Source organism: Saccharopolyspora spinosa NRRL 18395, from assembly GCF_000194155.1.
Taxonomy (GTDB): domain Bacteria; phylum Actinomycetota; class Actinomycetes; order Mycobacteriales; family Pseudonocardiaceae; genus Saccharopolyspora; species Saccharopolyspora spinosa.
Window position 1 is genome coordinate 227,515 of the sequence record NZ_GL877881.1, and the last position, 25,679, is coordinate 253,193.

The following is a 25,679-nucleotide window of genomic DNA, read 5'->3' on the forward strand; positions in this document are numbered from 1 at the left end:
CCCGTCACCTCCCGCGCGGGGCGCCATCGGGGCGGGCCACCAAGCGAAGCCGGTGAAGCTCGGCGACGGGTGTGCCGTCGGCGGCGCAGAGCTGGAGGTCGCACTCGGCATGAGCGCTGTGCACCTCTCCCGCTCGGATGACGCTCGTGCCCGCACCGTCCAGCATTCCCGGACGATGCAGCCGGAATTCGCCGACGCCCATCGGCAGCGCGGCGGTCCCAAGCGCCCGCTCAGCCCACAAGGTCGCCAACTGGATCCCGCCGTCCACCGCCGCCGGATCGGTGTAACGGTGCTCATCTGGCCAGCCCAGCACACGCGCGCCGACAACCGTCCCAACCGCTCCGGCCGCCGACACCCCGTCGACGCTGCGGAGGGCCTGGAACGCCGGACCGTGGAACAGCAGGTAGCCGTCGTAGATCGGGCTGTCGCCGAAGGCGTCCAGGCCCGCCGGCACGTCCCATCGGCGCGGTGCGCCGACCGCAGTTTCAATTGAAACTGCGGTCTGCCGGTAGCCCAGTTGCGCTCGGTAATGGGGCAACTCCCCCGTGCCATGCAGGACCAGGGATCCGCCGGCCTCGCAGGATATGCGCACGATATCGCCGTCTCCGGCGAAGTGGTCAAGGGTGATCTTGCGGAGTACGTCGAGGTCACGAAGCGCGGCGGTGCCGGACGTTCCGGGCAAATGCGCCGCGGCGGTGAACCACTCCAGCACCATCGCGACCGGAACCACGGTCGTTCCGGCAACGGAGTGGTCCGCCAGATACGGATGCGACCGGTCGGTGACCACGATCTCCCCGGCTGCGCCGGGCTCGGCTTTCGGGAAGGTGCCCGCGACGCACACGACCTGCACAGGATCGCGCGCACCCAGTACCTCGTCGACGAAGGCTTTCGCCCCTGCTTCGAGCGGGATCAGCTGGACTCCGGAGGCCCGCAAGCGGTCGGCCAGCGACGCATCCACCATCCCGCCGTCCCACGGGCCCCACGCAATGGTGCGGACCAGGCACCCCGGGCGTTTCGCGCGCTCTGCCGCGGCGATCTGGGTGATGACCTCGTTGGCCATGCCGTAGTCGCTCTGCCCCGCGTTGCCGTAGCAGGCAGCGACCGAGGAGAACACGCAGAGGAGATCAAGGGGATCTTCCGCTGTCACGTCGAGCAGCGTGCGCAGACCGTCGACCTTCGTGCCGAAGACGTAGTCGAACTGTTCGCCGGTTTTGTCCTTGATGGTCTTGTCCGCCAGCACCCCGGCACCGTGCACGAGCCCAGTGATCGGCCCCCACTCCGCACGCACTTCCGCCAGGGCTTCGGTCAGCGCCGCGCTGTCGCGGACATCCACGGGCAGATAGCGGGCCGGCGAACCGCCGGATTCCAGCGCGTCGAGCGTCGCCCGGATTTCGCGGCAGGAAAGCACTCTGGCGGCTTCGGACCTGATCCGCTGCGGTGCAGGTGGCTCACCACTGGTCCGCAGGTGCTCGGCCACCGCCTCCCGCACAGCTGCCTCGCCGGACACACCACGCAGGTAAGTCGGCTCATCCGCCAAGGGCGTGCGGCCGAGCAGGACGACCTTGGGTTTGCGTGCGGCGGCGAGGGCTCGCGCCGCCATCGCGGTCACACCGCGCGCTCCGCCGCTGATGACGATCACAGAATCCGGGCCGATCACATCGGTCCACGAGTCGCCGAACGGCGCCACGGCGTGGTGGAGCACGGTGCGGACGCCGTCAGCGGTCAGTCCCACGTCAGTCACCGCGCCGCCGGTGAGCAGCTCACGAGCGATTGCCCGGGCCAGCTCGGCGCCGCTGCGCCCACCCCGCTCGCAGTCGATCGCCTTGACCGCCGTGCCCGGCCATTCCTTCGCGGCGGTACGCGTCAGCGCCGCGACCCCGCCGAACCACACGCGTTCCGGCGCGGAGCCGGACAGCCCGAAGTCACCACCGGTGTCCTGCACCGCAACGAAAACCCTGGGTGATTCCGAATGACCAGCGACCATCGCGCGAGCCACCCGCAAAGCGTCCCGGTTGACCGCGATGGCCTCCTCTGCCGAGCCAGCGCGCAGGCCCCCGAGAAAGATGACGCCGTCGGTGTCGCCCGGGACGTCCGCGGTGACGAACGCGCGCACACCGTGCGCGACGAGTTCGGCCGCGAGGGGCTCGGCCACGCCGGTCCCGTCCTCGGTGATCGCTATCGAAGCGCCGATCAACCCGGGCAGCGCGAAGCCGGCCGCCGGTGCCCGCCGGGCGGAAACGGCGTGTCGCGTCAACTCGGTTGGCTTGTCACTCGGTGTGACTTCCTGGGGTGCGGCTGGTTCGGCTCCGACGTGCGCCACGCCGCTATCCCCGGCGCCGAGCAGTTCAGCCACCTCGCCGAGCGTTCCGGCGGCACCCAGCAACGCCGGATCAACCTCTGCCAGATCGGGAACCCGCTCCCGCACCGCCGAAAGAATCTCCACCCGCTTGATCGAATCGATGCCCAGATCCGACTCCAACTCCATACCCGCATCAAGCACGCTCAGCGGATAACCCGTCTTCTCCGCCACCACCTCCAACAGCAACGCCACATCAACACCGTTCGAATCCGGCTCCGAAGGCGGGTTCTCAACCGAAGCCGGGTATGCGTTGTATGACGGCGCGACGGGATCAGGAGCGGGAACCGGAACACCCACGGGTTCCGGTGGAGCCGATGGCACTTGGGGCACGGTGTAGCCGGCATGGTCCCACGGGGGAACAGCGGGCTGCACGGCAGCCGCTTCGGGCACGCTAGCGGGAGAGAACCCGCCGGGCGCTGCTTGCGGCACGCCGCCGGAAGACAATCCGCCAGGCGCTGGCTGCGGCACGCCGCCGGAAGACAATCCGCCGAGAGCCGCTTCGGACATGCGGAGGAATGCCAGGTGCGTTTCGGCCATCACGCGCTGGTAGGTGGCATGCGCTTCACTCGCCTGTCGCTGCGTCTCCCGCAACGCGTCCAGCCAGGGGTCCGAAACGGGGTGAGTGGAACCCTTGACCAGGTTGCCTGGTAACGGGTGCCCCTCACCTGGCACCCAATCGGGGGGAGGTCGATGTCCGTGTACGACAGGTTCGTCCACGGGTTCGGGAAATGGGGTGATGCTCTTGGCTTGCTGTGGTGGGTTGGGCGGCGGGAGTTCGTGGGCGCCGCCGGGCGGTGGATACGGTTTGCCGTAGTTCGCGCCGAGCAGGTCCACTGTCATGCCGGGTTTTTCGTCCATTCGGGGTTCCTCGATCGGCGTGAACGGGCACCACAGTGCCTCGAAGTTCAGGGGGATACCGCGCACGGCGAGCTGGGCCAGCCCTTCGTGCAGGGCGGTGACCCCGTCGGTGCGGGCGTGATCCAGGCTGACCGACAGGTGTTCGCGTCCGGCCAGAATGTCGCTGGTCAGCCTCGCGAGGGTCGCTCCCGCACCGACCTCGACGAACGTACGGACACCGTTGGCGTGCATGGTCTCGATCTGGTCGACGAACCGGACCGGCCGTTGAAGGTGGTCGGCGAGGCGGTCCCGGATCGCGTCCGGGTCGGGCGGGTAGCGATCGGCTTCCGCGTTCGAGTACGCGTCGATTCGCGGCGGCTCGAGGTCCACAGCCTCAAGGGACTCGCGCAGCGGTGCATGGGCGGAGTCCATGAGCGGGCTGTGGAATGCGGCGGCCGTGGTCAGTTTCCGGGCGGCTCGGCCAGCTTCGGCAAGCCGCTTCGCGAGCCGGTCGATTGCCTCGGTGGTCCCGGACACCACGACCTGTTTGGGTGCGTTGTGGTTGGCGATCCACAACTGGCCGCCGAGATCCGCGACGATCGAGCGGACGTCATCGATGGGGCCTGCGACCGCGAGCATAGCTCCTTGTGAAGTGGCGGCGTCCCGCATCAGTTCTCCGCGCTTGCGTGCAAGCCTGATGAGTGTCTCGGCGTCGTAGCAACCAGCGACGTGCAACGCAACCAGTTCGCCGAAGCTGTGCCCCGCAACAGCATCCGGCGAGACGCCCAAGGTGCGCAGAACTTCCAGCAACGCAAGGCTTTGCACCGCGAGAGCCGGTTGTGCCCATTCCGTGCGGGTCAGCCGGCGGTCTTGTTTAGCCCGCTCGTCCTCGGTGAAGACGGGCGGCGGGAACACCACGCGGTGCAGCGCGACACCGTCGAAGCAGATTCCAGCGGCCAAGTCCCACGCACTCCTGGCGGCCGGGTGCAGCATCGCCAACTCCGCGCCCATCCCGACGTACTGGCTCCCCTGCCCAGAGAACAGGAGTCCCAGCTTGCCCGGATCGATACGGCGAGGCGCATAGTAGACACCTCGCGGGGCGGACAACGCCGTCTCCGGATCCGCTTCGATGCGGTCCGCCGCCGCTTCCAGCTTCGCGGTCAGATCGGCTTCGGTGGTCGCCACGATTGCCAGTTTGGACTGGGCGGTGTGGTCGAACGCGCCTTGCGTCTCCCGCGCGATCGTGGCCAGCGGGCGGGAGACACCTGAGCTTGCCCGGCACGCGCGCACAAGCGCCTGCGGGGAATCGGCCGAGAACAGAACCAGCTCGGACGAGGCTGCCCTGGTCAACTCGGGCGCACGGCTCTCCGACCCCGGCGAGGGCCGGTACTCCTCCAAGGTGACGTGAAAATCTGTTCCGCCGAAGCCGAAGCTGGACACGGCAGCGCGCCGGGGATGGCTGCCGTCGCTGATCCACGGACGTGCCTGGGTATTCAGGTAGAACGGGCTGTCGGCGAATCCGAGTGCCGGATTGGGACGGTCGACCTTGATCGTCGGTGGCAATACCTTTTGACTCAATGCGAGCGTGGCCTTGAGCAGACCGGCAGCGCCCGCTGCGTTCTTGGTGTGGCCGATCTGCGACTTCACCGAGCCAAGCGCACACCACTGGGCGTCGGACCGTCCGGCCGCACCGAACACAGCTCGAAGGGCGGCAAACTCGGCAGCGTCCCCGGCGGCAGTTCCAGTGCCGTGCGCCTCGACGAGCTCCACCGTTTCCGGACCGTAGCCGGCTGCGTCGTAGGCCCGGCGAAGCGCCCTGGCCTGTCCTTCGGGAACCGGCGCGTAGATGGAGCTGCCCCGCCCGTCCGAGGCGGTGCCGATGCCACGGATGACCGCGTGAATCCGGTCGCCGTCGCGCTCGGCATCTTCGAGGCGGCGAATCGCGAACATGACAATCCCTTCCCCGAGAACCATGCCGTCGGCATGGTCCGAGAAAGGTCGGCAATCGCCAGTTGGAGAAAGCGCAGGTGTCTTGCTGAAGCAGGTGTACATCACCGGATCGTTGAGCGTGTCCACCCCGCCCGTGATCACCAAGTCGGCCTGACCGGTGGCGAGTTCGTTTGCCCCGCTGGACAACGCTGCCAACGAGCTCGCACACGCGGCGTCCGTGGTGTAGTTGCTCCCGTGCAGGTCGAACCTGTTGGCGATCCGCCCGGCCACGACGTTGCTGAGCAAGCCAGGCAGGCTGGCCTCCTGCCACGGGACGTAGCTGGCCGCGATTCGATCGCAGATCGCCTGCGCCTGGTCCTCGGCGATGCCGCTCTCCCGCAACGCCTTCAGCCACACCGGCCGCTGGATACGACTTCCCATCGTGGTCAGCAGTTCCAGTGACGACGTACCGAGGATAACGCTCACCCGCTCGCGATCCACACCTGACAAGCCGGTAAGGCCCGACAGCAGTTGTTCGGCTGCCACGAGTGCAAGCAGTTGACTGGTGTCGGTGGCTTCCAACATCTTGGGGGGAATGCCGTGAGCGAGCGGATCGAACGGCACCGGGGAGAGGAACGCGCCGCGGTGCGCATAGGTCTTGTCCGGTGCCGCCGGATCCGGGTCGTGGTGGTCCTCGACCAGCCAGTGCGTCGCGGGCACCTCGGTGACCTGGTCTTCTCCCGCCACAGCAGTGCGCCAAAATCCGCTCGGATCGGAAGAACCGGGCAGCAGCGCGCTGACCCCGACTACCGCGATCGGCGGCGTGATCCTCGCTGTCGCCTCGGGCATGGCCTTGTCCTCCGGTGTCATCGGGGTTGTCGAGATCAGGACCCGTGAGTCAGTGGCTTCTCATGTCAGCCTGCGCGGCGTGAAGCGGAAAGCCGTCGCGGGCACCGGCACCCCGTAGGTGCGCAGCTGGTGGGCTCTGGTCACCACCGCCGCACCTTCCAGCAGATTGCGGGCGACCTGCACGACACTGCGGTTCGCCGGATCTTCGAGGAAACTGCCGGCCACCCAGCGGTTGAACGCCCCCGTTGCCGGCCCGCACCAGAGCTGGTAGTCGGTGCGGCGCGGCGTCTCGCCACGGATCGCCCACCAGCTCGACCTGCCCAGGTACCACCGGAACACCAGCGCCATGCGGTGTTTCGGATCGGCCTCAGCGCGAGAAAGCTCGTCAGGATCCCGTTCCAGCCAGTAGCGCCGGGTCTCCGCCCAGATATCCGCGATCGTGGCGCCCAGCACAGTGCGTTCGAGCTTTTCGGCCTCGCGGGAGGGGATTTCGTCGAACGACCGATACTGGCGGTAGATCTGGTACAGCTGGTTGGCACGCGGGCCGAACATGGTGCCCTTGCGGAGCACCTGCACCTTGGCGCCAAGCTCGAACATGTCTGAGGCTGGTGCCATCATGACGTCCGCGATGTCGGCTGCCGCGAGCATTTCCTTCGCCTCCGCCGAGATTCCGGCCTCCAGGCAGGTCTGGTTCACCGAGCCGGTAAGCACATAAGCCGCTCCGGCCGCAAGGGCCGACGCGACGCCCTGGGGCGTGCCGAGGCCACCCGCAGCACCGATCCGAACGTTGCGCCCATGCCGGAAGCGGGTGCACAACGCATCGCGCAGCTCCATAATCCGGGGCAGCAACGATCCAAGCGGCCGGTTGTCGGTATGCCCACCGCTGTCCGCCTCCACGGTGATGTCCTCGGCGACGGGGACATGCTTGGCAAGTTTGGCTTCGTCAGCGGTGATCCGGCCATTCAGGACCAGCTCATCCAGCAGGCCCTGCGGTGCCGGGGCGAGGAACTTCTCCGCGACCTCCGGGCGGGAAACCTTCGCGAACAGCCGTGTCCCGCGAACGATCCGACCACTGCGGTCCGTTCGCAGTCCGGATGCTGCCAACTGGACCGCGGTAGGAGTCAGATCCATGAACGCGGAGGCGGAAACCGCCGGCACCTGCTCCCGGAGGAGCATGTCGACCAGGTTCCTCTCCCACGCCGGATTCTGTGGTGCGTGGATGAGGTTCACTCCCCAGTTCTGCCGTCCCGGCAACGCTTTCCGGAGATTCTGCACCACCGCCGTTACCTTCGGAACGGGGATACCGGCGGCGCCGAAGAAGCCGAGCATGTCCGCCCGTGCCATGACGATCACCAGCTCGGCGGTCGCGATTCCGTTCGCCATTTCGCCCGCGACATAAGGAAACCGCGTGCCATGAACCTCGTTAAAGGACCGGTCACCCAGCCATTCCGGGTACAGCGGCGGCAAGGTGGCCAGGACACGCCGACCGCGCGGGTCGCCGACGATGGCGCCGATTCCGTTGTCAGGCGTCGCGACGATCTGGACTTCTTCCCGAATCCTTGCCGCCACGTCAGCAAGCGACTCCCGCGCTCCGGGCGGCACGGCGGTGGGAGCAGTGGTCGAGGACATCTTCATCACTTCTCCAGCAGCGTCTCGTCGAGCACTTTCCGGAAGGTCGCGGCCAGCCCGCGCAGGTCAGCCCCGCCGATGATGGTGAAGTGGTTGCCGGGCACCTCATGCACGCGCAGTCGAGCCATCGGCACCGACGCCCAGCCGTTGTGCGGATCACCCACCGGTATCGCTGGTCGCCGCGCCTCACCGAACACCGGCGGAAAAGGTTCGACAGCGCGAAGCAACGTCATGGACAGATCAGACGGCCGAGGCCGGTAGGCGATGTTGGCTTCCAGATTCGATTGGAACACCGGCAACAGCCGATCGAGTAGTCGATCCGCGGCGACCGCGCCCATGATCCGAAGCTCCCTGCTGACCAGCTCACGGCACTGGGCCGGTGTCAGCGCGGGATCCACCTTCAACGCATCCCCTCGGGCTCCCGACATCGCCCGGTGCACCGCCACCAACTCCTCCAGGGCGGCACGCTCATCCCAAACCGGTGCGGTCTGCCCGCCGTGCGGAAGGTAGCTGTCGATCCCCACCACTTCCGCGACCTCAGCCCCATCACGCCGCAACCGGCAGCCGATCTCGTACGCGACCAGACCACCGAACGAGTAGCCACCAACGACGTAGGGACCACGCGGCTGGACCGCGCAGATGTCCTCGAGGTACCGGTCGGCGAGTTCCTCGACGGTCTCGAGTGCCGGCTCGCTGCCGTCATATCCGGGGGCTTGAAGCCCGTAGAACGGGTATCCTGGGCCCAGCTCTTCGGCCAGCGCCTGTAACTGATGTGCTGCTCCGACCGCGCCTCCGATGCAGAAGAAGGGCCGTGGCGGAGTCAGCGCAATAGCCAACATCGGTTTCCGCGCGATCTCACGCCGGTCCGCGTGCTCACCGTCCATCAACGTGACCAGTTGGTGTGCAACCGCTTCCAGGGTGGGATGTTCGAGCAACAGCGTTGGCGGGACGCGGAAGCCCAGCCAGTCGGACAGCTCGGCCTGCAAGCCGGTGGCCGTCAGCGAGTCGAGCCCGTAGTCATCCAGCGGGGCCTGTGGGTCGATCCCGGCCACGGGACAGCCGAGTCCGGCCGCGAGCTGCCGAGTCAGCCAGTCCAGCAGCTCGGCTTCGGACCGCACCCGGTGTCGCGGTGCGCCGAGCCGGTCTTGCCCGCGGCTGTCGCCGGCCACTGGAGCCGCGAAGTAGCGGTGCGCGAGATCCTGAGCATAAGCCACATTGGTCTCGATCAACTCGAAACCCAGGAGACTCCCGACGTGGTAAGTATGTCGGTCTCCTTGCATGCGCTCGAGGCGATCGAGAACACCGTCCTTGAGATCCGCGGCGCGGAAGTGCGGCATGAACGGCCATCGTCCGGCGACCAGCACCTCGGTAACCTGACCACCCATCGCGGCCACGTCAGCACGAAGCTGCCGGACGATGTCCGTGGTGTCCAGGCCTTGTGCCCCGTAGGAGTAGCAGGTGTAGACGTCCGAGTCGGCATACCGGTTGTGGTAGGCGACGCAATGGCCGGGTGGCGGTGCCGCCTCCTTGGTGCGCACGAGATACATGCCGGCTCTGGGCAGTCCGGAAATCCGGCAAAGCACGGTGTAGTAGTCGATCGTGCGTACCCTCGACGCGATATCCCGCTCGTCGGCGGTGGCGTCGAGCACGTCGACGACCTTGTCGAGCGGAGCGGACAGGACGAGCGAATCCGCATGTACAGTACCGGAATCGGTGTGCACGACGACGCCGCTGGATTCGCGTTCGATCGATGTGATGCGCGTACCGGTGCGCACATCGGAAAGACTGTCGGCAACCCGCTGCCAGAGCCTCCCGAAGCCGCCGGATACCGTGAATGGTCCGGCATGGCCGGTGGTTTGCGGACCGACGGAAACCAGACCGGTCATCTCGGCATGTTTGACGAAATACAGCGCAGGGACATCGTCGTGCGGATAGCCGTATCCCGAAGCGGTGTAACCGGATCCGAGCGATTCCGTCATACCCAGGAGATCGTTGCCGACCACCCAATCCGATGTCGGCTGAGACAACGACACCGCAGAGTGCGCCAGGCCGGGCGTCGCGATGCCTGGATAGGACTGCTCCCGCAGTTGCGTGTACCTGGAGAACTCCGATCTCCGGAAGAAAGCTGCACCCGGCGATCGGCGAAACCACCGGTCGGCGTCATATTCGTAGGTCGCTGTGGCTTCCACCGTGTCGAAACCGAATTCTGCCGCCAGTTCGGCAAACCGCTCGTAGCGCGGTGTGCAGATGTGGGCGCCCAGATCGTAGGCACGCCCGTCGACGTCGACTGAGACGGACTTACCACCGACGACCGGCTCGCGCTCCAACACCACCACGGTGTGCCCGAGGCGCTCCAATTCACGCGCGACAGTCAGCCCGCTTGGGCCCGCACCGACGACGCAGACTGTTGAGGTGCGAGGCCCCCTTGACCCAGTTACTTGGTCATGGGTGCCCCTTGCCTCAACGCGCTCCGTCCGCGCGGCGTGCATCTTCCGGTAGATCAGGGCACGGGCGTGGTTCACCGAGGCCGTTTCAAGCGGCGACCGGGCGAGCGCGATGCCAAGACCTTCCGGGGCCTCAGCAGGGTCGAACACGAGGGCTTTCGCCGCGTCGGTGTTGAGCACGGCGTCGAACTGCACTCGCGCGATCGTGTGGTGTCCCGCAGTCCACACGGCCGATGGATCGAGCGCGGCCTGATTGCCGTCGGTGGAGTCGGTCACCGGATGCAGCTGAATTTGCAGCAGTGCACCGAATCCGCCGGTCGAAACTTGCTCGACGAGCTCATCCCGGAGGGCAGTCGGCGGTCGCCGGTCGGCAGGATCCCTGGCGAGGAAATCCGGTGGCACGGGCGGAAAAATTCGATGGTCAGCGACGTGCTGTCCGCAGTCGGCCGTGTCTTCCGCTGGTACGAGCCGATAACGCGCCAGCCAAGGACGCCCGGTGGCGTCCACGTGCACGCGCGGCGCCTGCGAGTGGTAGTGGTACCGCATGAACGAGACCGGATCCCGGACCTGCTCCCAAAGCAGTTGCCCGGCGCGCGGACTAGCCCGCACCATGTCCTGGCGGTCCTGATCGTTTCCCAGTAGGAAGCGCACGAAGGCCGCGGCATGGCCGGCGAAAAGTGCGCGACCGGTGTTCAGCGTCAGATTGAACAGCGACCCCCCGGAACCAGCGGGATCCAACCACAACAGCGACGCACCACGGGTTCCGGGCGCGATGTCGTCCGACGATTCACCGTTGCTGTACCTGGCAATCAGCGGGTACTGCTTGCCGGCCGCGAAGAACGGGTGCACGGAGATACCCGCGGCGTCAACGAACTTGATATGCCCGCGCACACAAACGCCTGCACCGTGGAAGAGGCGTTTGCCGGTTGAGGTCAGCACGGTCTGGAATTTCCGGAGCAGTGCGGTGAAGTCCGCGTCGATGTCGTGCAGTCGCGGATCATCCGGCCCGGTGCAAATCCACAGGCCCGGGACCAGAAGTTCGCTACTCATCGGACTGCTCCTCCAAACGCTGAATGTACTGCGTGCGACATGCGGCGCGGCGCACCTTACCGCTGGTCGTCTTGAGCACCAGTCCCGGAGCACCCACGACCACCTCGTCGCATGCGATCCCGTGGGATTCCCTGATCGCGCGACGAACCGCCCGCGTGATTTCCTGATCATTGTCGGCAAAAGGCGTGCCGGCCACGGTTTCCACGAAGATGATCAAGCGCTCGCCCTGGCCGGATCCTGCCGAGGGAACCGAGAAGGCGGCAACCCCGCCCGGGCGGATCAGCGGATGGCACCCGCGAACAGATTCCTCGATGTCCTGCGGGTAGTAGTTATGGCCCCGGATAACGATCAGTTCCTTGAGCCGGCCGGAGACGAATAACTCTCCATTGCGGAAGAACCCGAGATCACCTGTCCTCAGATACTCGCGGGGGTCGTCGTCGGCGACGCGAGCACGGAAAATCTCGCGGGTCTCATCCTCCAGACCCCAGTACCCCTGGGCCTTGGTGGGCGAGTCGACCCAGATCTCCCCGACCTGCCCTGGGCCACGCGGCTTGCCGGTGGCTGGATCGACGATGCGAACATTGGCGTCTTCCTTGGTGACCCAACCGCTGCCGTAGAAACCGGCGGCATCCCGCGTGGTGTCGGCCTTGACCGGCTCTACCCGGCCCTTCTCCAACTCGCGCTTGTCTACCCACAGCGGACCGCCGCTGCCCATGCTCAAGCTCAATGTGTGCTCGGCCATGCCGTAACCCGGGTGGAACGCCGCAGGTTTCAGTCCGGTCAGCAGGAAAGCATTCCAGAACCGCTTCATGGTCTCCGGTAGCACCATTTCTCCAGAGGAACCGAGAACTCGCACAGAGCTGAGGTCCCATTCGGCGCGCTGCTGCGTAGTCGTTTTCCGGACCATCAGGTCGTAGGCGAAATTCGGCGCCGACGTGTGCGTGGCGCGCACCCGGGACATGACGTCGAACCACACCGAGGGCCGCTGCAGGAAGCTGAGCGGAGACATCACGTAGGTCCGCCCGGAGTGCCCCGCGATGGTGTTCAGCATCAGTCCGAGATCGTGGAAATGCGGAACCCAGGTGACGGCGACCGTGTCGTCGCCCAGTGCCAAATCCGCGGCCAGGAACTGCAACTCGTGGCTGATGTTGCGATGGCTGACGATCACGCCTTTGGGGAACCCGGTCGATCCGGACGTGTACTGCAGGAAGACCGGCTCGTCCGGATCATCCGGGATGTACCAATGTCGCGGCTCGACCACGTCCACCTCGCCACCGTAGCGTGAATCGGTGGCCAGCCAAGGAATCCCGGGCATTTCTGGCACTTCGGGCGGCAAAGAGCGTGCTCTCAACGCCGCATCGATCGCCCCCTGGTAGGCATCGTGAGTGAGCACGACACGCGCACCGGAGCTGGTGGCGACAGCCGACAGGGCCCCGGTTTCCTGCGCGAGTTTCAGCGGGTTTGGCGGGGCGACCGGTACCGGGATCACTCCGCACGCGAGACAGCCGAGGAACGCGCTGATGAAATGCAGCGATGGCAGGTACACCAGCAACGCCCGGTCGCCACGCCGGAGGCCCTCTCCGTCCAGGAGCGACCTGACCCGCTGCGCGTCGTGAGCCAGCCGACGCACCGTCATTGACTCGACATCGCGGCCGTGGTCGTCCACGAACACGAAGAGCTCACGGTTCATGTCACGCTCGTGAAGATCGACGAACGCGGACAGAATCGTGCCTGCACCGAGGCTCGACGCCGGGTTCGGATCTGGCTCAACTTCCAAATTCATGGCGAGTCTCCCTGTCTACGGCCGGGCCGCAGACCCACTTGATTCGCCCAGCAGCTTGTGCTGGCATCGCCCCGGACGCACCGAGCGAACGGTCTTGCACCATAACCGGCCCAATCCAACTTGGACACCGAAAACCTAGGAACCCCGGTGCGGCGGACGAAAGGCCACCTTCCCGAAAATGCCTGATCAGTCAGCATTTCCTACCTGTCCATCCACGCAACGTGATCTCGCCAGCTTACCGGCTGATATACGCCCCGAGAAACTCACGACAAGCGCCGGGCCACTTCGGCAGGTTCGTGAGCTCTGTCCCCCACGTCGCTACCCCGGTAGGCTGGCCATCCGGCGGACGGACGACCGACCGCCGACAGCGCAGGCATGCCACCCTCGGAACCCCCACGTGGCGCAAGTGCGTGACGCTTACCGAAAACCGCGCGGCCTAAAGCGCCAGTTGCCTCTCCCGGAGATACCTCATAGGCATGGTTTCCTTGCCCGTTGGTTCGCTCCCCGGGCGGTCTCTTGACGAGAGCACGCCCGGAAAGTTAGGGATTCGACCAGAACCGGCAACCGCGACGGTATGAGCGGGTTGGCCCTGCGAGGAGCGCATGAACCAATACCTCAAGGCCGTGATCGTCGGCACCGGCTTCGGAGGACTCGGACAGGCCATCCAACTGGAGAAGGCCGGCATCCGGGACTACCTCGTCCTGGAAAAGGCCCAGGACGTGGGCGGCACGTGGCGGGACAACTCCTACCCCGGATGCGAGTGCGACGTGGAGACGCACCTGTATTCGTTGTCCTACGAGCAGAAACCCGACTGGCCACGTGATTTCGCCACCCGGTCCGAAATTTTCACCTACCTGAGCAACATCGCGGACAAGCACCGGCTGAGATCCAAGATCCGATTCGGAGTCGGTTTAACCGGTGCGACCTGGGAACCGGACCAATGCAGGTGGCGGCTCAGCACCACGACAGGTGAAGAACTCTTCTGCCAGTTCCTGATCTCCGCAGTCGGCGGACTGCACGTCCCACGGCTGCCCGAGCTTCCTGGGCTCGAGACTTTCAAGGGCCAAGTCTGGCATTCCTCGCTGGCGGTGACCGCGGGGCTGGCGGGGGGCCGCGGGGCGAAGACGTTCATCGAGTCCGCCTCGGCGGAGAGAATCCGCAAGTTCCATTGAAATCGAACCTTCGATTTCAATGGAACTTGCGGACCGTCGGCGTGTCGCACCCCGACACGCCGACGCCTGTGGACAACCTCCGCAATTTCAATGGAAATCGTGGGCGGGTACGGACGTGCCAGGACCCGCAGCCTGGAAGGTCTTTGTTCTGGACGGAAACTTGCGAACCGGATATGGCGCTGGCGCCGACCGAACGGCACAGCCGCCGGTATCGAAACGGTCCACCACCTGGCCAACCTGCCACCCACCTGGGCAACCTGCCACCCACCTTCCCGCCCGAAACTACCTAAACCGGATAGGTCAACCTTGCACACGCCCTGGGGTCAGTGCCTCGCTCGTTGCAGCCTGACCGATGGCCACCCGAGTGTGTCGGGATTTCCCCAATCAGCCGGGGATGCCTGACATGTGATTCGGGAAAACCCCTTGCAGGGCTGGCGATGATGGTCCGTCAGGACACGCGAATCACGGCTTTCCCCTAGCGCATAGGATATGGCCTGGTCGCAGGTGAGGCTGTTCCCGTCCTCGAAAGCAACGTCGAACGCCCGCGAGCCGAGAACCATGCGGGCCTGTTCCTCGCTTGCCCGATGCCGGGCTACGTACGGCGGGAAGCCGAACAGCGGCCTGCCTATCTCGCGCCACAAGGTGTGGCTGGCCCCCAGCAACCGAGCGGCGCTTTCAGCGTCCTGGTCGACCGCGGACCAGGCGAGCAGCTCGATGGATATGGCCATTCCGACCAGGTCGTTGAGCTGCTGCTTGAGCCGTAGGCATTCCCGAGCGTATGAGCTGGCCTGCTCTGCGTTGCCTTCCGTCCAGTTGTTCAAGCCGTGACGGTCTGTCCAGGAGCCGCGCTCTCGTGTTCTTGGCTTCCCTGATTCGGGTTGTGCTTGACCGGCCCACCCTCACAGTCGAGTCCTTGCGGGGTCGTGTGACTCCCGGTGCGAAGACGTTCATCGAGTCCGCCTCGGCGGAGAGAAGCCGCAAGTTCCATTGAAATCGAACCTTCGATTTCAATGGAACTTGCGGACCGTCGGCGTGTCGCATCCCGACACGCCGATGCCTGTGGACAACCTCCGCAATTTCAATGGAAATCGTGGGCGGGTACGGACGTGCCAGGACCCGCAGCCTGGAAGGTCCTTGTTCTGGACGGAAACCTGCGAACCGGATATGGCGCTGGCGCCGACCGAACGGCACCGCCGCCGGTATCGAAACGGTCCACCACCTGGGCAACCTGTCCACCACCTGGGCAACCTGCCACCCACCTTCCCGCCCGAAACTACCTAAACCGGATAGGTCAACCTTGCACACGCCCTGAGGTGACGCCTATGGCGTGCCGCCGTACACCGGATTCGAACCGGCGCATGCTCGCATGCTCCGGGCCAATGTTCCCCATCCCGGGGTTGTCATCGCCAACATGGCGCACGTGGTCCGGCCGGCGGTTTTGTCGCGCTCCAGGAGGTTGACTGGCATTCCTGGTCTTGCCAGAGCGGCTCGAGGAGTTCTGGAGGTGCCACCTCAGGCGAAAGTCGACGCGCTTCCTCCCCGCCCTGAGAACGGGGCATCCGCGATACATCCTTCCGGCGATAGCCCGCCTATGCCTTTCCGTAGGTACCGGACTCGATGTTCGAGCGCACGTGGACGTCTGCGGTCTTGCTCCCGGTCTTCCACAGCGTTTCTCCGATACCCGACCTCGGGAACGCGGTGTTGCTGCCCGCTGAATTGACCCCGCCGCGCACCGCGCCGGTCGCTCCCTGCAGCAGCGCGCCCTTCCAGACGTCGCCGGGCTGGCCGTTGCCCCTGGCCACCTCGATGCTGCACTTTACCGCGCCGCTGGTCATGCCGTTGAGGGCATCCTTCGGGACATCGTAGAAAAGAATTTCTTGCCAGCTATTGCGCGTGCCGAACGAGGCACCCCACGCATTGTTCTTCCGCACGAACGCCAACTGCTCGCGGAAGCTGGTCTGCTCGCGGGCGGCCGTGCGGGCCGCGTCGAACTGGTCCCAGGCGTCGGTCCGATTTCTCGCGAGGTCGTGAGCGGCGTCGCTGAGCGCAGCGTTGTCTCTGGCGAGGTCCGCGTTCCGCTGCCTTTCGAGGAGGTCCCGCCGGGATCTGTCCAATGCGGTCTGCGCATCACGTAGACCACCAGACGCCTCGGTGAGCGCGCGGCGGGCATCGTCGAGTTGCTTAATGCCGTCCTCAACCCACTCCGCGTTGTCGGACGCCCGGTACAGGTCGACCGTCCGGGCGGCGGCGTCGACCCGCTTCGTGGCCTGGTCGACCGCCTCGCGGTGCGCCCACACGGCGCGTTCGCGTGTCGACACGTCAGCGGCGGCTCGAGCGACTTCGTCGACCGCCGTGGTGTGCTGTTCGCGCGCGCTCCTGTGATTGTTGCGTGCCAGGGTGAGCTCGCTGGTGAGGCGCTTGCCTGCATCGGGTGTGTTCTTGACGCCGAGGTTCTCCGCGTTGTCGTACGCGGTCTTGACGTTGTCAAGCAAGCGTTCCGACTCAGAAGGCAATGGTTTGGGCGGATTCGGCTTCGGTGTGGGGCCTATCTTCTTGACGAGGTTCTTGGCCTGGCTGTCGAAGGCGACGAACACCGGCAGGCCGTCCGGCCCGCGTTTCACGTTGCCCGCATCGTCCAGCACCTTCGAGATACCGCTTTTTTCCAAAGCGCCGACGAACGCACCGCCCACACCACTGATTCCAGCGCTGATGAACACCTGGGCCGGGTCGATCTTCTTGCCCAGGAGACCCGACGCCGTCAGGTTCGCCGCCAAGTCGATCCCCATGTCGCGGACGCCCTCGACAAGCATCCGGCCGTAGCCGACGCTGAGCCGTTCGCTCTTCCAGGTCAGCTCCGAGACCTCGGCAATCCACGCGCGGCTACGCACCAGGAAGTTCACCAATACCCGCAAAGCCTGGGCAAGCATCTGAAGCACGCGGACGCCGGTGCTGACCAGATACGCAAGCCAGGCCTGTGCCCAAGCCAGCAGCGCCGGAAACATGGCTGCTGCGGCGTAGAAGGCCAACGTCGCGGCGATCATAACAGCCAACTCAACGATGATTTGCGTGACCTGGGTGTGCTTCCTCGCGTGCTGCTCCTGCTGCGCGGCCACCACCTCCGCGGTCTGCGCGATTCGTTCAGCGCGATCCACCACACCCCGGATGCGGCCGGTGAATGCCGCCGCCGCCTCACCCCTCCACGTCTCCAGGCCGACGCCGGTAATCTCGGCTACCCGAGCGCTGTGCTCGCACAGGTAAGCCGACAGGTCGGCCCAGCCCTGGGCGCTGCGGTGCAGAGCCTGCGCGTTACCTCCTGGGTTTCGGAGACCGACCTCAGAAAGCGCGTCCTGCGCCATTAATTCGCGTCCTTCATCGGAGTGGCGGCCGTCACCGCGGCCTGGGCGTCCACATCGGAGAAGTGCCTGGCCTCGTCCTGCAAGGCGTCCGCGACCTCCACGACTTCGCGGTACATCTTCATGAGCTGTTCCACCGTCTGCGCGGTGGTTTCCTGATACTCCCGTTCGGATTCCACGGCGTCCGGCGTCGAGCCGTACGCTCCGCGCATGTTCTCCGCCTCTTCCCGGAACGTCAGAATCCGCGCCCGCAATTCGTCGGCCGTGGTCCGGAGCTCCTGACTCATGCGCCGCAGGTGCTCCACGTCCACACTGACAACGTTGGACACGGTCTTACCTCCTCCGATCGGTGGGCTACGCAACCGAAGATGCCAGATCAGCAAGGCCGTTCAGGCCCGACTTCACCAAACCGACCGAAGCCAATCGACAAAAGTTCACCCGCGGTCTTTCACCGCGTTCCTCAGAGCGGAAAGGACATCGACACGTCGTGCCCGCGCACGGACGCTTGCGGTCGCGCGCCAACCTCTCGACGCGGGGAAGCGTCCGTGGCGGCCAAAAGGAGGGTGCCGCAGCTGAGTTCGCCGTAAGTCACGTTGTAGCGCAGGAGCCCGCAATGCGCCCACGACGTCGGTGCCGTCCGGCGCCGGCGACCGGACCAGGCAGGTCCGGTCGCTGTACCGGCTGGAACCGATCCACCTCGCGGTCCCCGCCGGATGTGATCTCGATCGGAAACATGCCGATCCGGTAGGCTGCACCGTCGCGCACCATGATAGAACGCAGTTGTGCCTTGCTGCGCCATCCATCGCGAGAACTCGACGTCGCCGCCCGCCGTCAGCGCGCAGGCGAACCTTCTGCAGCCGCCACGGTCGACTTGCCCGACCCGCTGTTACCTCGCAGCGTGATCAGTTGCGTACTGAATCTCCGCTTACGGGCGCCATGACCGCGCGTCGTGGCTAAACATCTGGCCCGCCGAACTCGGTGAGCTGCTCTGCGGTGAGCACCTCGAAGTCCGGCAACACCTGGAGCTTCAACCCGATGCCGCCGCTGATCAACATCAGTGCTTCGTCGAATTCCTCCAGCGGCAAGGCGTGGGTCAGCAGCGGATCGGTTTGAATCGCGCCTGATTCGATCAGACCCATCGCAAGGCCGAAATTGTTGAGCACGGCCATCGAGTGGTTCACCCCGGCCTCCTGCTCGTTGAACGGAACGCGTGACAGTTGGGTTCGCGCGCCCGCGTGAGGCGTCCCGAACAGGAGCAGGCGGCCATCGGTATGCACCGCATCGAACGCCCCTTCCATCCCCTCCGGATCGCCGGTGCAGTCGATCACAACATCGAACTTCCCGCCGCTGACCTCGGCGATGTCCGTGGAAATCGGATTCGCGCCCAGGTCCATCGCGAGAGCCAGCAGCCCTGGGTCGGGGTCGACGATGGACACGTCAATACCGCTGAGCCGCTGCGCCTGCAGCACCAGCAGGCCCGTCGCGTTCGCGCCGACCACCAACGAACGCTGCCCAGCGACCACTCCGAACCGGCGCACGCCCATGAGTGCGCGCGAGGCCGGTTCGGTCATGGCGCCCTGCTCCCAGGTCATCAAGGCAGGCAGCCGGTAGCAGTTGGCAGCGGGCACGGCAACGTATTCCGCGAACGCACCGTTCACGGACTCGCCAATGGCACCGCGCTGCCCGCACTCCGTCGCGTTATTCGAACGGCACGCCGCGCAGTGCCCGCAGGGCAATGCCGGATCGACTGCCACCCGGTCTCCGACCCGCCAGTGCCTCGGCACAGCCGGTCCCAACTCGACGATCTCGCCGCTGAACTCGTGCCCCGGCACAACGGGGTACGAGGCGGATGCGAACTCGCCGTCGGCGATGAGCAAATCGACCTCGCAGACCCCGCACGCACGGACCCGGACGACCACCTGCCCCAAGCCTGGTTCCGGATCAGGTATCTCACCCACGCTGATCGTCCCCGTCCGGCTGATGATCGCAGCCTGCATCGGCAACGCACCTTCCTCCCCGTCGTCGGCCGCCACCATTCAGAATTGCGCTCATTTGAGCGCGATGGCACGACGCCGCCCAAACACGATTGCCGAACTATTCAAGGACCAGCCGCGAGTCCGGACAAACGCACGAGGAAATTCAGTACCCTAAATCACCGTCACCTTGCCCATTCGCGCAATGGGTGCTCGACTACCTCTTGACAAATGCACTCCCAAACGAGCGTTTTCCAACCTCTTCTTGCGTTGCGGTGCGGGGTGCGGAACCGCAGCGGCCTGCTCGGCTGTGGAATCCCGGACTTGTGTATGACCAGGATTTGTATATGACCAATGCGCGGCGTCCGGGCTCCTCGCGAGAAGACCGCCTAGAACCGCCGACGGTGCCGGTTACGCGGCTGGACCAAGGCGGCTACGCCGCTTGCGGCAGCCTCGTACCCTGGGGCTTCAGGCGTCGCGGCTGCGGATCGACCGGGATGAAGGAGGCTCGAACAGAAAGATTGGCCAGCCTGAACCAAAAGCCGTTGGGCCGTGACAATACGGCGCGCTCAACGCCGTATGCCCGGCCTGGACACTCTGCGTCCCGGCCGGGCATACGGTTCTAATTCAGTGCGCGGTCAGGCTTCCACCCAACCGTTGCGCTGCGCGAACGAAACGAGCTGCCTGCGCACTTGGAGGATCTGCCCGCCCGTCATGCTGGGCGCAGCCTCGATCAGTACATCCGTGATCTTCTGGGAGAACTCGGCTGCCGACAGAACCTCGCACAGTTCCTCGTCGTCACGTTCCTGTTTCACGGCCGGGACCTGCGCCGCCGGTGCCTGCGAAACCGCGCCGAGCAACCGCACGGCCACAGCCTTCGTGCCCTGGTTGCTGGACGCAGCCTCGAACTGCACCCGCATGCCACCTTGGAGGACCTGCTTCAGTTGTTCGTCCAGGATAGACGCGTGCAGGAACACGTCCTCACCGCCAGTATCCGGTTCGATGAAACCGAATCCCCTGGTCCCGTCGTACTTTACGATTGTTCCCGTCTTCACCGCTTCCGCCCCTCAAACCGCTAGTGCACACTACCGCACCGCCAACAATTACCTCCTCAGTATAAGGCCCCCCACGCGGAAAACAAAGACCGGGTCCCCACCGATGTCACTCCGGGCTGGACAAAGTACGAGAACGCGGTCACGAGCTTCCCGAATCGCCCGTGACCGCGTTCCGTACCGGTGCTCCCTAGGCACGGACAAAGGGCGCAACGACGTCAGGGAGGAGCCCGGCCAATGCTCTTCACCGGTTCCCTCCAGAGACTTCGCCGCGTCCACTCGCTTGCGGACGCGGAACCAGCCGATCGCCAGCGCCGCCGCGAGCACCGGCGCCCACAGCAGGGTCAGAGCCGAACCGGCTGCCGCCGAAGATTTTCGGGCAGTCCTGCTTGCGCACGGAGGCACCGAAACCGCGCACTTCCCAGCACGAACCGCAGTCGACCCGCCCGGACGGGCACGATCGGTGAGCCCGGCGGCGCGCTGCACGTAGTCGCCGGCGTTCATCCGGTTGCGCCAACCATCGGCTTGCAGCGCAAGCGAATGCTCCCGACGACGCAACCATCCCCACATGAACAGCTACTTGATCGCGCAAGCACGGACAGAAACCTTCAATTCGGGACGCCGCCGTGGTCAGGGACCTGGACAAGGATGACGTCTGGTGACTTGCCTTCGCCGGAACCCGCCGGAGGTGATCCAGGTGCCAGCGTTGGCCGACGACGGGTGGGGCGGAGCCAGCAGGCTAGAGGGATGGCACGGTGCCCGGTTCGCGCCCAGGTCCTGCTCAGGCCGGAGGTTCCTTGGTGCATTGCCGCGATCACGCCCGATAGCCATAGCGCGTCTGGCCGGGAACCTAGCGTGCCTGGCTGCTCCTGTGAGGCGCATCGCAGCAACCTTACGGTGGGTGAACGGACGGGGGCGACGAGGCAAAGTAGCCGAGCCGAATGGTCAATCCCGGTTGTCAGGAAGGATTTTGGCGCCGGGTTTCAGGCATGGTTGGTCGACGGGCTTGGACAAAGGAGGGAACGTTGAAGAAGGTCGATCTGCCTGAGGATGCGGTATCCGTGCTGCGACAACTGGAGACCGAGATGTCGGAGGCTCGCGAGTATGTCCTGCGATGCCGCGCGGCGGGTAATGAAGAGGCTGCCCATCTCCACGATGTGTGGATCGATCTGCTCCTGGAGGAATGGGGCCGGTGCCGGCTGTCCAAGCAACCCACCTGATCAGGGCAAACGGGCGTGAAGGCGGCGTAGAGAATTTGTGAAGGGAGCTTTCCCACACTGAGACCACATCGTCACGGAGTGTGTGGGAGATCCCAATGGACCGAGTTCGAGTGGCTGTTCTGGCCGAAGACCCGATCACCGTAGCCGGTCTGGCGAGTTGCCTTAAGTCACGGGAGGAGTTGTTCGTGGCGCCGAACCCGGCTGAAGCCGACGTGATCGTATTCGCTGCGGACCGCGTCAACGCCAAGGTCCTGGCCGAGCTGAGACTGTCAGCACAACAGGTGTCGGCGCCCAGAGTGCTGGTGACCAACGAGTTCAACCCGGCCGATGTACTCAGCGCGGTCGAATCCCGCGTCGTGGCCGTGCTGCCTCGAACCTCCGCGACCGGTTCGAGGCTGACCAACAGCGTGGTCGCTGCGGCCAAGGGCGCCGGGACGATGCCCCCGGACCTGCTTGGTGAGTTGCTCAAGCAGGTCGACCACTTGCAGCGCGAAGTGCTGACGCCCCGGGGTTTGAACGCTTCCGGGTTGACCAACCGGGAAGTTGACGTGCTACGGCTGATGGCCGACGGCATGGACACTGCGGAGATCGCGCAGAAGCTGTGCTACTCGGAACGAACCGTCAAGAACGTCATCTACGGGGTGACGAGCCGACTCAACCTGCGCAACCGGCCACACGCGGTGGCTTATGCGATGCGAGCTGGAGCGATCTGACAGGCAGGTCGGCGCGTATCCGGCTGCGGGCAGCGGGAGGGTTCGCGGTGCTCCACCGCAGCAGTCGGCGAAGCTCGTACGCGTCGCAAAGCCGCAGCACGACGAAATGCATCGATGCTCGTCATGGATTCGATGCCGAGGGCTTCGTACCGATGCGTGCCTCCATGCACTGTTCTTCCAGCGGGCCGTGATGCGTCCACGAGGTTCAGCGACGGCGGCCGAGTGGGGTGGGCGGCCGGCCTTCTCGATCGTGATGTCCGTCGGCTTGGCCGCTATGAGGTCACGGACCTGGGGTGTTGGTCCTGGTGACCTCGACAGCGGACTGTGTCGCAGTTGCGTGCCCGTTGGTGCACGCTCGAAGCTTCTGAGCAACGCCGCATGAACGCGATTGATCGCGTGGGTCAATCAGTGGTTGAGTCGGCTGTTTCGCTGGCCTCGCCGTGATCAGAAACAGAGATGGCCCATGCCCACGTATCGCGGCAGTTGGCGAATACACCTCGACTTGCGCCGCAAACGCACCCCGCGTTCGGTATGCCTCCCGCAAGTACTGGGAAGCCATCTCCCGCGTCCCCAAGCGCGTCTACGCCACCCCGTCTATGTCCGGGGCCGTCGAGCCGTGCCGGACCGTTTCTGCGGGCCGCTCACCGAACCCGGCGTCCGCCGCTGAACGCTTGGGGAGCTTGTTGCCCCGGTATCGATAACGGGTGACCGCCACCAATGCCGGGTTGAACACCTCGACCCCGTCCGCCGAGATCGGCCAGCCACCTCCCGGTGGGGGTGGTGAACTTGCGGCGGAACGTCTTCCACCTCCAGCGGTGCCGTCCGCGCAACCAGCGGATGATGCGCCAGTCCACGAAATGGCGCTTCCGGTTGAGGTATTTGCAGAGGGCGTGCCGGAAGTAGGGCGTCCAGCCCCGCAGGATCTGGTTGATCGTGCTCGATCACGGCTCCCATATCGACGGCCGCTGGCCGACCGAAGCACTCCGCTGCAGGGCACGATGCCCGTGGTCCCCTCGCTTCCTACCGTGCATGGGCGAAATCCCGTGACGCCGGTGCATCACAGGATTTCGCGGATCCGTTTCAGCTAAGACTTTTCGTTAGATCGCCGGAGTCAACGCCCATGCGTGGGCCGAGGATCCGTACGTGATGACGGTTCCGCCCCGGCTAGGACGGACTTTGCCGCTCGTGAATTTGAACGTCGACGCAGGAACAAATGCGCGAGCAGCACGGCGGTTATCCACCGGTACCGAGAGGCCCAGACGCGGGCGTGGTACTGGCCCAGCCCGGTTTGCCCCTTGGCAGCCAGAGCGACGTTTAACAGTCGGTATGATCACAGGCTGGCCGATGTCTCGGCGGCCGGCCAACCGGTAGTGCTGACGGTTATCAGGTGCACAGGTTCTTCTGCGCGGATACATACTGTCTAGTTAGGACATTCGCTGCGAACTTCGACGGCATGACTGTCAAGCATGCTCGCAGGACTTGGTTGTGCCGCATGGCACTGTGGGCGCATCTAGTGCCGCGGCTACGCACCTTGATCGGTCTATCATGTGCCAGCTGCTTAGGCGACCCCACCGCCGTCACCGGTAGACCTGTTCAGGCAGGTCACGACCAGTGCAGACACTGTCCACACACTGACCCTTTCCGGGTAAGCATCTGTGGCTCTGGGTAGTCGTCGTGGCTGCGGCTGGTGCGTGTGGCGGTGACACGCCGAAGTTGTTGTGATGCAAAGTTAAAGCGCGGAACCCCGGGTATGAATTTGGTCCTACCACAGATCAACTTCATAGGAGTTCCGCGCCTGATGAGTGTGACATACACCGCGACGTTGCCGGTACGCGACCTGACCGTGCTGTACCTGTCGAGCTTGCTGCACACCCAACGCCTGCGGTGCGGCACCCGCAAGCACCGGAGATCGCTGAGCACATACAAGCAGGCGATCCTGGTGCTGCGCTGGTTTCTCGACGGCACTCGCGTGAAACAGCTGGCCGTCGATCACACGATCAGCTCCTCCACCGCATACACCTATCTCCATGAGGGATTCGCAGTGCTCGCCGCCCAGGCTCCAGCACTGGAATCAGCACTGCTGGCAGCGAAAATCGCAGGCCACGGCCACATCTCCATCGATGGCACCCTGATCGAAACCGATCGGGTCCGTACACCCGGCCCCACTCGTGGCGTGGACCTGTGGTGGTCGGGAAAACACTCCAACCACGGAGGCAACATCCAGGTCATCACCGCCCCCGACGGCTGGCCGCTATGGACCTCCCAGGTGCGCCCGGGCCGCGAGCACGACACCACCGCGCTCCGCGCCCACCCCGAAATCATGCCCGCCCTCACCGCCTGGACCAGCGATGACCTGCCCGTCCTGGGCGATTTAGGCTACGAAGGCGAATCCGGCACCATCACCGTCGCCTTCAAGAAACCGAAAGGCGGCGAACTCACCGACGACCAGAAAGCCCACAACAAGACCCACAACGGCAAACGAGCCATCGGGGAACGCGGAAACTCCGTGCTCAAAACGACCTTCAAAGCACTCCGCAACATAAGCCTGTGCCCCCGGAAAATCGGCACCATCGTCAAAGCCGCCCTCGTCATCCTTCACACCGAACACGACCGCACAACATGATCACCCACAGCGACCAACCGTTACCCGGAAAGGCTCACTGGTCATACGGAGAGCGTGTGGTTACGGGAAATACCCACAAGATCAACACCGGTCAGTGGTCGGCATCGACGACCCCGACGACGAGGCGTCGTATTTGCCTGATCTTGAGGCTGCTGGCTACGAGCTCAGAGTCAGGGAATCACAGGACCGCTGCCTGCACGGTCGGCGGGGTGGACATCCACCGGGATACCCATCACGCGACACCTTCGACCACCTCGGTAGCCGGATCAGCAAGGAAGTGCGCACGGCGTAAGCAACCTGACCGGCAACCAAACCCGCCCCGAACGCCGCGCCCAATCCAAGGGAAATCGAGAACCAATCGCCTTGGGTTTCGCGACACCGTCCACCGCAAGGACGACCAGAACGCCTACTCCGGAACTGGCGCACAGGCCATGTCCACTTTGCGCAATCCCGCACTCGGCCTGCCAGAGCTGGCCGACATCACCCAGTTCACCCGAATTCCGTAACGGGTCGCCGCCAATCGCAGTAAAATCGTGCCACCTTAGCGGTGGTTACCAGTCCAAACCGGCTTTGACGATCCCGTGCGACTGAACTGTCCGAATGGCCAAGCATTAGTGGCCATTAGGGCACAGTCCCAACCAAACCGTATCGTCTCTGACGAAACGAGCGTCAGAATTCGCCTCGTAATCGCGA

At 65.1% G+C, this 25,679-nt stretch carries 13 protein-coding genes and 1 pseudogene; 4 read left to right on the forward strand and 10 right to left on the reverse strand.

The annotated features are described in order from the left end of the window. Positions 1–4 precede the first annotated feature (4 nt). From SSPN_RS0134395 to SSPN_RS47250, 4 genes are read right to left on the reverse strand one after another with little or no spacing between them, the layout of a single operon-like run. Complete coding sequence (locus tag SSPN_RS0134395; protein ID WP_029536017.1) at positions 5–5,974, reverse strand: type I polyketide synthase; 5,970 nt, start codon at positions 5,972–5,974, stop codon at positions 5–7. 60 nt (positions 5,975–6,034) lie between these two features. Further along, the gene (locus tag SSPN_RS0134400; protein ID WP_237710898.1) at positions 6,035–7,603 is read right to left on the reverse strand and encodes a PfaD family polyunsaturated fatty acid/polyketide biosynthesis protein; all 1,569 of its coding nucleotides are present in this window, start codon (positions 7,601–7,603) and stop codon (positions 6,035–6,037) included. 5 nt (positions 7,604–7,608) lie between these two features. Next, positions 7,609–11,097: an FAD-dependent oxidoreductase gene (locus tag SSPN_RS50100; RefSeq protein ID WP_010313979.1), complete on the reverse strand. Its 3,489-nt coding sequence runs from the start codon at positions 11,095–11,097 to the stop codon at positions 7,609–7,611. Next, complete coding sequence (locus SSPN_RS47250) at positions 11,090–12,880, reverse strand: AMP-binding protein (protein ID WP_010313982.1); 1,791 nt, start codon at positions 12,878–12,880, stop codon at positions 11,090–11,092. Before SSPN_RS47250 ends, SSPN_RS50100 begins: the two co-directional genes overlap by 8 nt. A gap of 602 nt (positions 12,881–13,482) precedes the next feature. Here SSPN_RS47250 and SSPN_RS0134415 point away from each other — a divergent pair. Beyond that, a pseudogene (locus tag SSPN_RS0134415) lies at positions 13,483–13,962 on the forward strand (flavin-containing monooxygenase); the annotation flags it as partial. 413 nt (positions 13,963–14,375) lie between these two features. On the opposite strand, the gene SSPN_RS0134420 reads toward SSPN_RS0134415, so the two are convergent. The 5 genes from SSPN_RS0134420 to SSPN_RS0134450 all read right to left on the reverse strand — a co-directional run bounded on the left by SSPN_RS0134420 (position 14,376) and on the right by SSPN_RS0134450 (position 20,433). Continuing rightward, positions 14,376–14,873, reverse strand: a complete 498-nt coding sequence (locus tag SSPN_RS0134420; RefSeq protein WP_010313985.1) for a hypothetical protein — start codon at positions 14,871–14,873, stop codon at positions 14,376–14,378. Between the two features lie 768 nt (positions 14,874–15,641). Next, positions 15,642–17,408 (reverse strand): hypothetical protein, encoded by a 1,767-nt coding sequence (locus SSPN_RS0134430; protein WP_010313989.1) that lies wholly within the window; start codon positions 17,406–17,408, stop codon positions 15,642–15,644. Then, a complete protein-coding gene (locus SSPN_RS0134435; RefSeq protein ID WP_010313991.1) occupies positions 17,408–17,734 on the reverse strand; it encodes a type VII secretion target in 327 nt (108 codons plus the stop codon). Before SSPN_RS0134435 ends, SSPN_RS0134430 begins: the two co-directional genes overlap by 1 nt. 624 nt (positions 17,735–18,358) lie before the next feature. Beyond that, the gene (locus SSPN_RS47255) at positions 18,359–19,402 is read right to left on the reverse strand and encodes an alcohol dehydrogenase catalytic domain-containing protein (RefSeq protein WP_044576570.1); all 1,044 of its coding nucleotides are present in this window, start codon (positions 19,400–19,402) and stop codon (positions 18,359–18,361) included. A gap of 614 nt (positions 19,403–20,016) precedes the next feature. After that, entirely contained in the window at positions 20,017–20,433 is a 417-nt protein-coding gene (locus SSPN_RS0134450) for a cold-shock protein (protein ID WP_010313997.1), read from the reverse strand. 1,022 nt (positions 20,434–21,455) lie between these two features. Between SSPN_RS0134450 and SSPN_RS0134455 the strand changes: the two genes are divergently transcribed. Both SSPN_RS0134455 and SSPN_RS0134460 read left to right on the forward strand, forming a co-directional pair. Continuing rightward, positions 21,456–21,650, forward strand: a complete 195-nt coding sequence (locus SSPN_RS0134455) for a hypothetical protein (RefSeq protein ID WP_010313999.1) — start codon at positions 21,456–21,458, stop codon at positions 21,648–21,650. A 95-nt stretch (positions 21,651–21,745) separates the two neighbouring features. Continuing rightward, positions 21,746–22,363, forward strand: coding sequence for a helix-turn-helix transcriptional regulator (locus tag SSPN_RS0134460; RefSeq protein WP_029536018.1), 618 nt, complete (start codon positions 21,746–21,748; stop codon positions 22,361–22,363). A gap of 641 nt (positions 22,364–23,004) precedes the next feature. Here SSPN_RS0134460 and SSPN_RS63095 read toward each other — a convergent pair. After that, positions 23,005–23,295 (reverse strand): group II intron maturase-specific domain-containing protein, encoded by a 291-nt coding sequence (locus tag SSPN_RS63095; RefSeq protein ID WP_202798983.1) that lies wholly within the window; start codon positions 23,293–23,295, stop codon positions 23,005–23,007. A gap of 866 nt (positions 23,296–24,161) precedes the next feature. Between SSPN_RS63095 and SSPN_RS0134465 the strand changes: the two genes are divergently transcribed. Beyond that, complete coding sequence (locus SSPN_RS0134465) at positions 24,162–24,986, forward strand: HARBI1 family protein (protein ID WP_029535146.1); 825 nt, start codon at positions 24,162–24,164, stop codon at positions 24,984–24,986. Positions 24,987–25,679 lie beyond the last annotated feature (693 nt).

Bases quoted from the DNA above. Each gene is read 5' to 3' on its own strand.
- SSPN_RS0134395 (WP_029536017.1), bottom strand. From the start codon at position 5,974: ATGCCCGAGGCGACAGCGAGGATCACGCCGCCGATCGCGGTAGTCGGG.
- SSPN_RS0134400 (WP_237710898.1), bottom strand. From the start codon at position 7,603: ATGTCCTCGACCACTGCTCCCACCGCCGTGCCGCCCGGAGCGCGGGAG.
- SSPN_RS50100 (WP_010313979.1), bottom strand. From the start codon at position 11,097: ATGAGTAGCGAACTTCTGGTCCCGGGCCTGTGGATTTGCACCGGGCCG.
- SSPN_RS47250 (WP_010313982.1), bottom strand. From the start codon at position 12,880: ATGAATTTGGAAGTTGAGCCAGATCCGAACCCGGCGTCGAGCCTCGGT.
- SSPN_RS0134430 (WP_010313989.1), bottom strand. From the start codon at position 17,408: ATGGCGCAGGACGCGCTTTCTGAGGTCGGTCTCCGAAACCCAGGAGGT.
- SSPN_RS47255 (WP_044576570.1), bottom strand. From the start codon at position 19,402: ATGCAGGCTGCGATCATCAGCCGGACGGGGACGATCAGCGTGGGTGAG.
- SSPN_RS0134460 (WP_029536018.1), top strand. From the start codon at position 21,746: ATGGACCGAGTTCGAGTGGCTGTTCTGGCCGAAGACCCGATCACCGTA.
- SSPN_RS0134465 (WP_029535146.1), top strand. From the start codon at position 24,162: ATGAGTGTGACATACACCGCGACGTTGCCGGTACGCGACCTGACCGTG.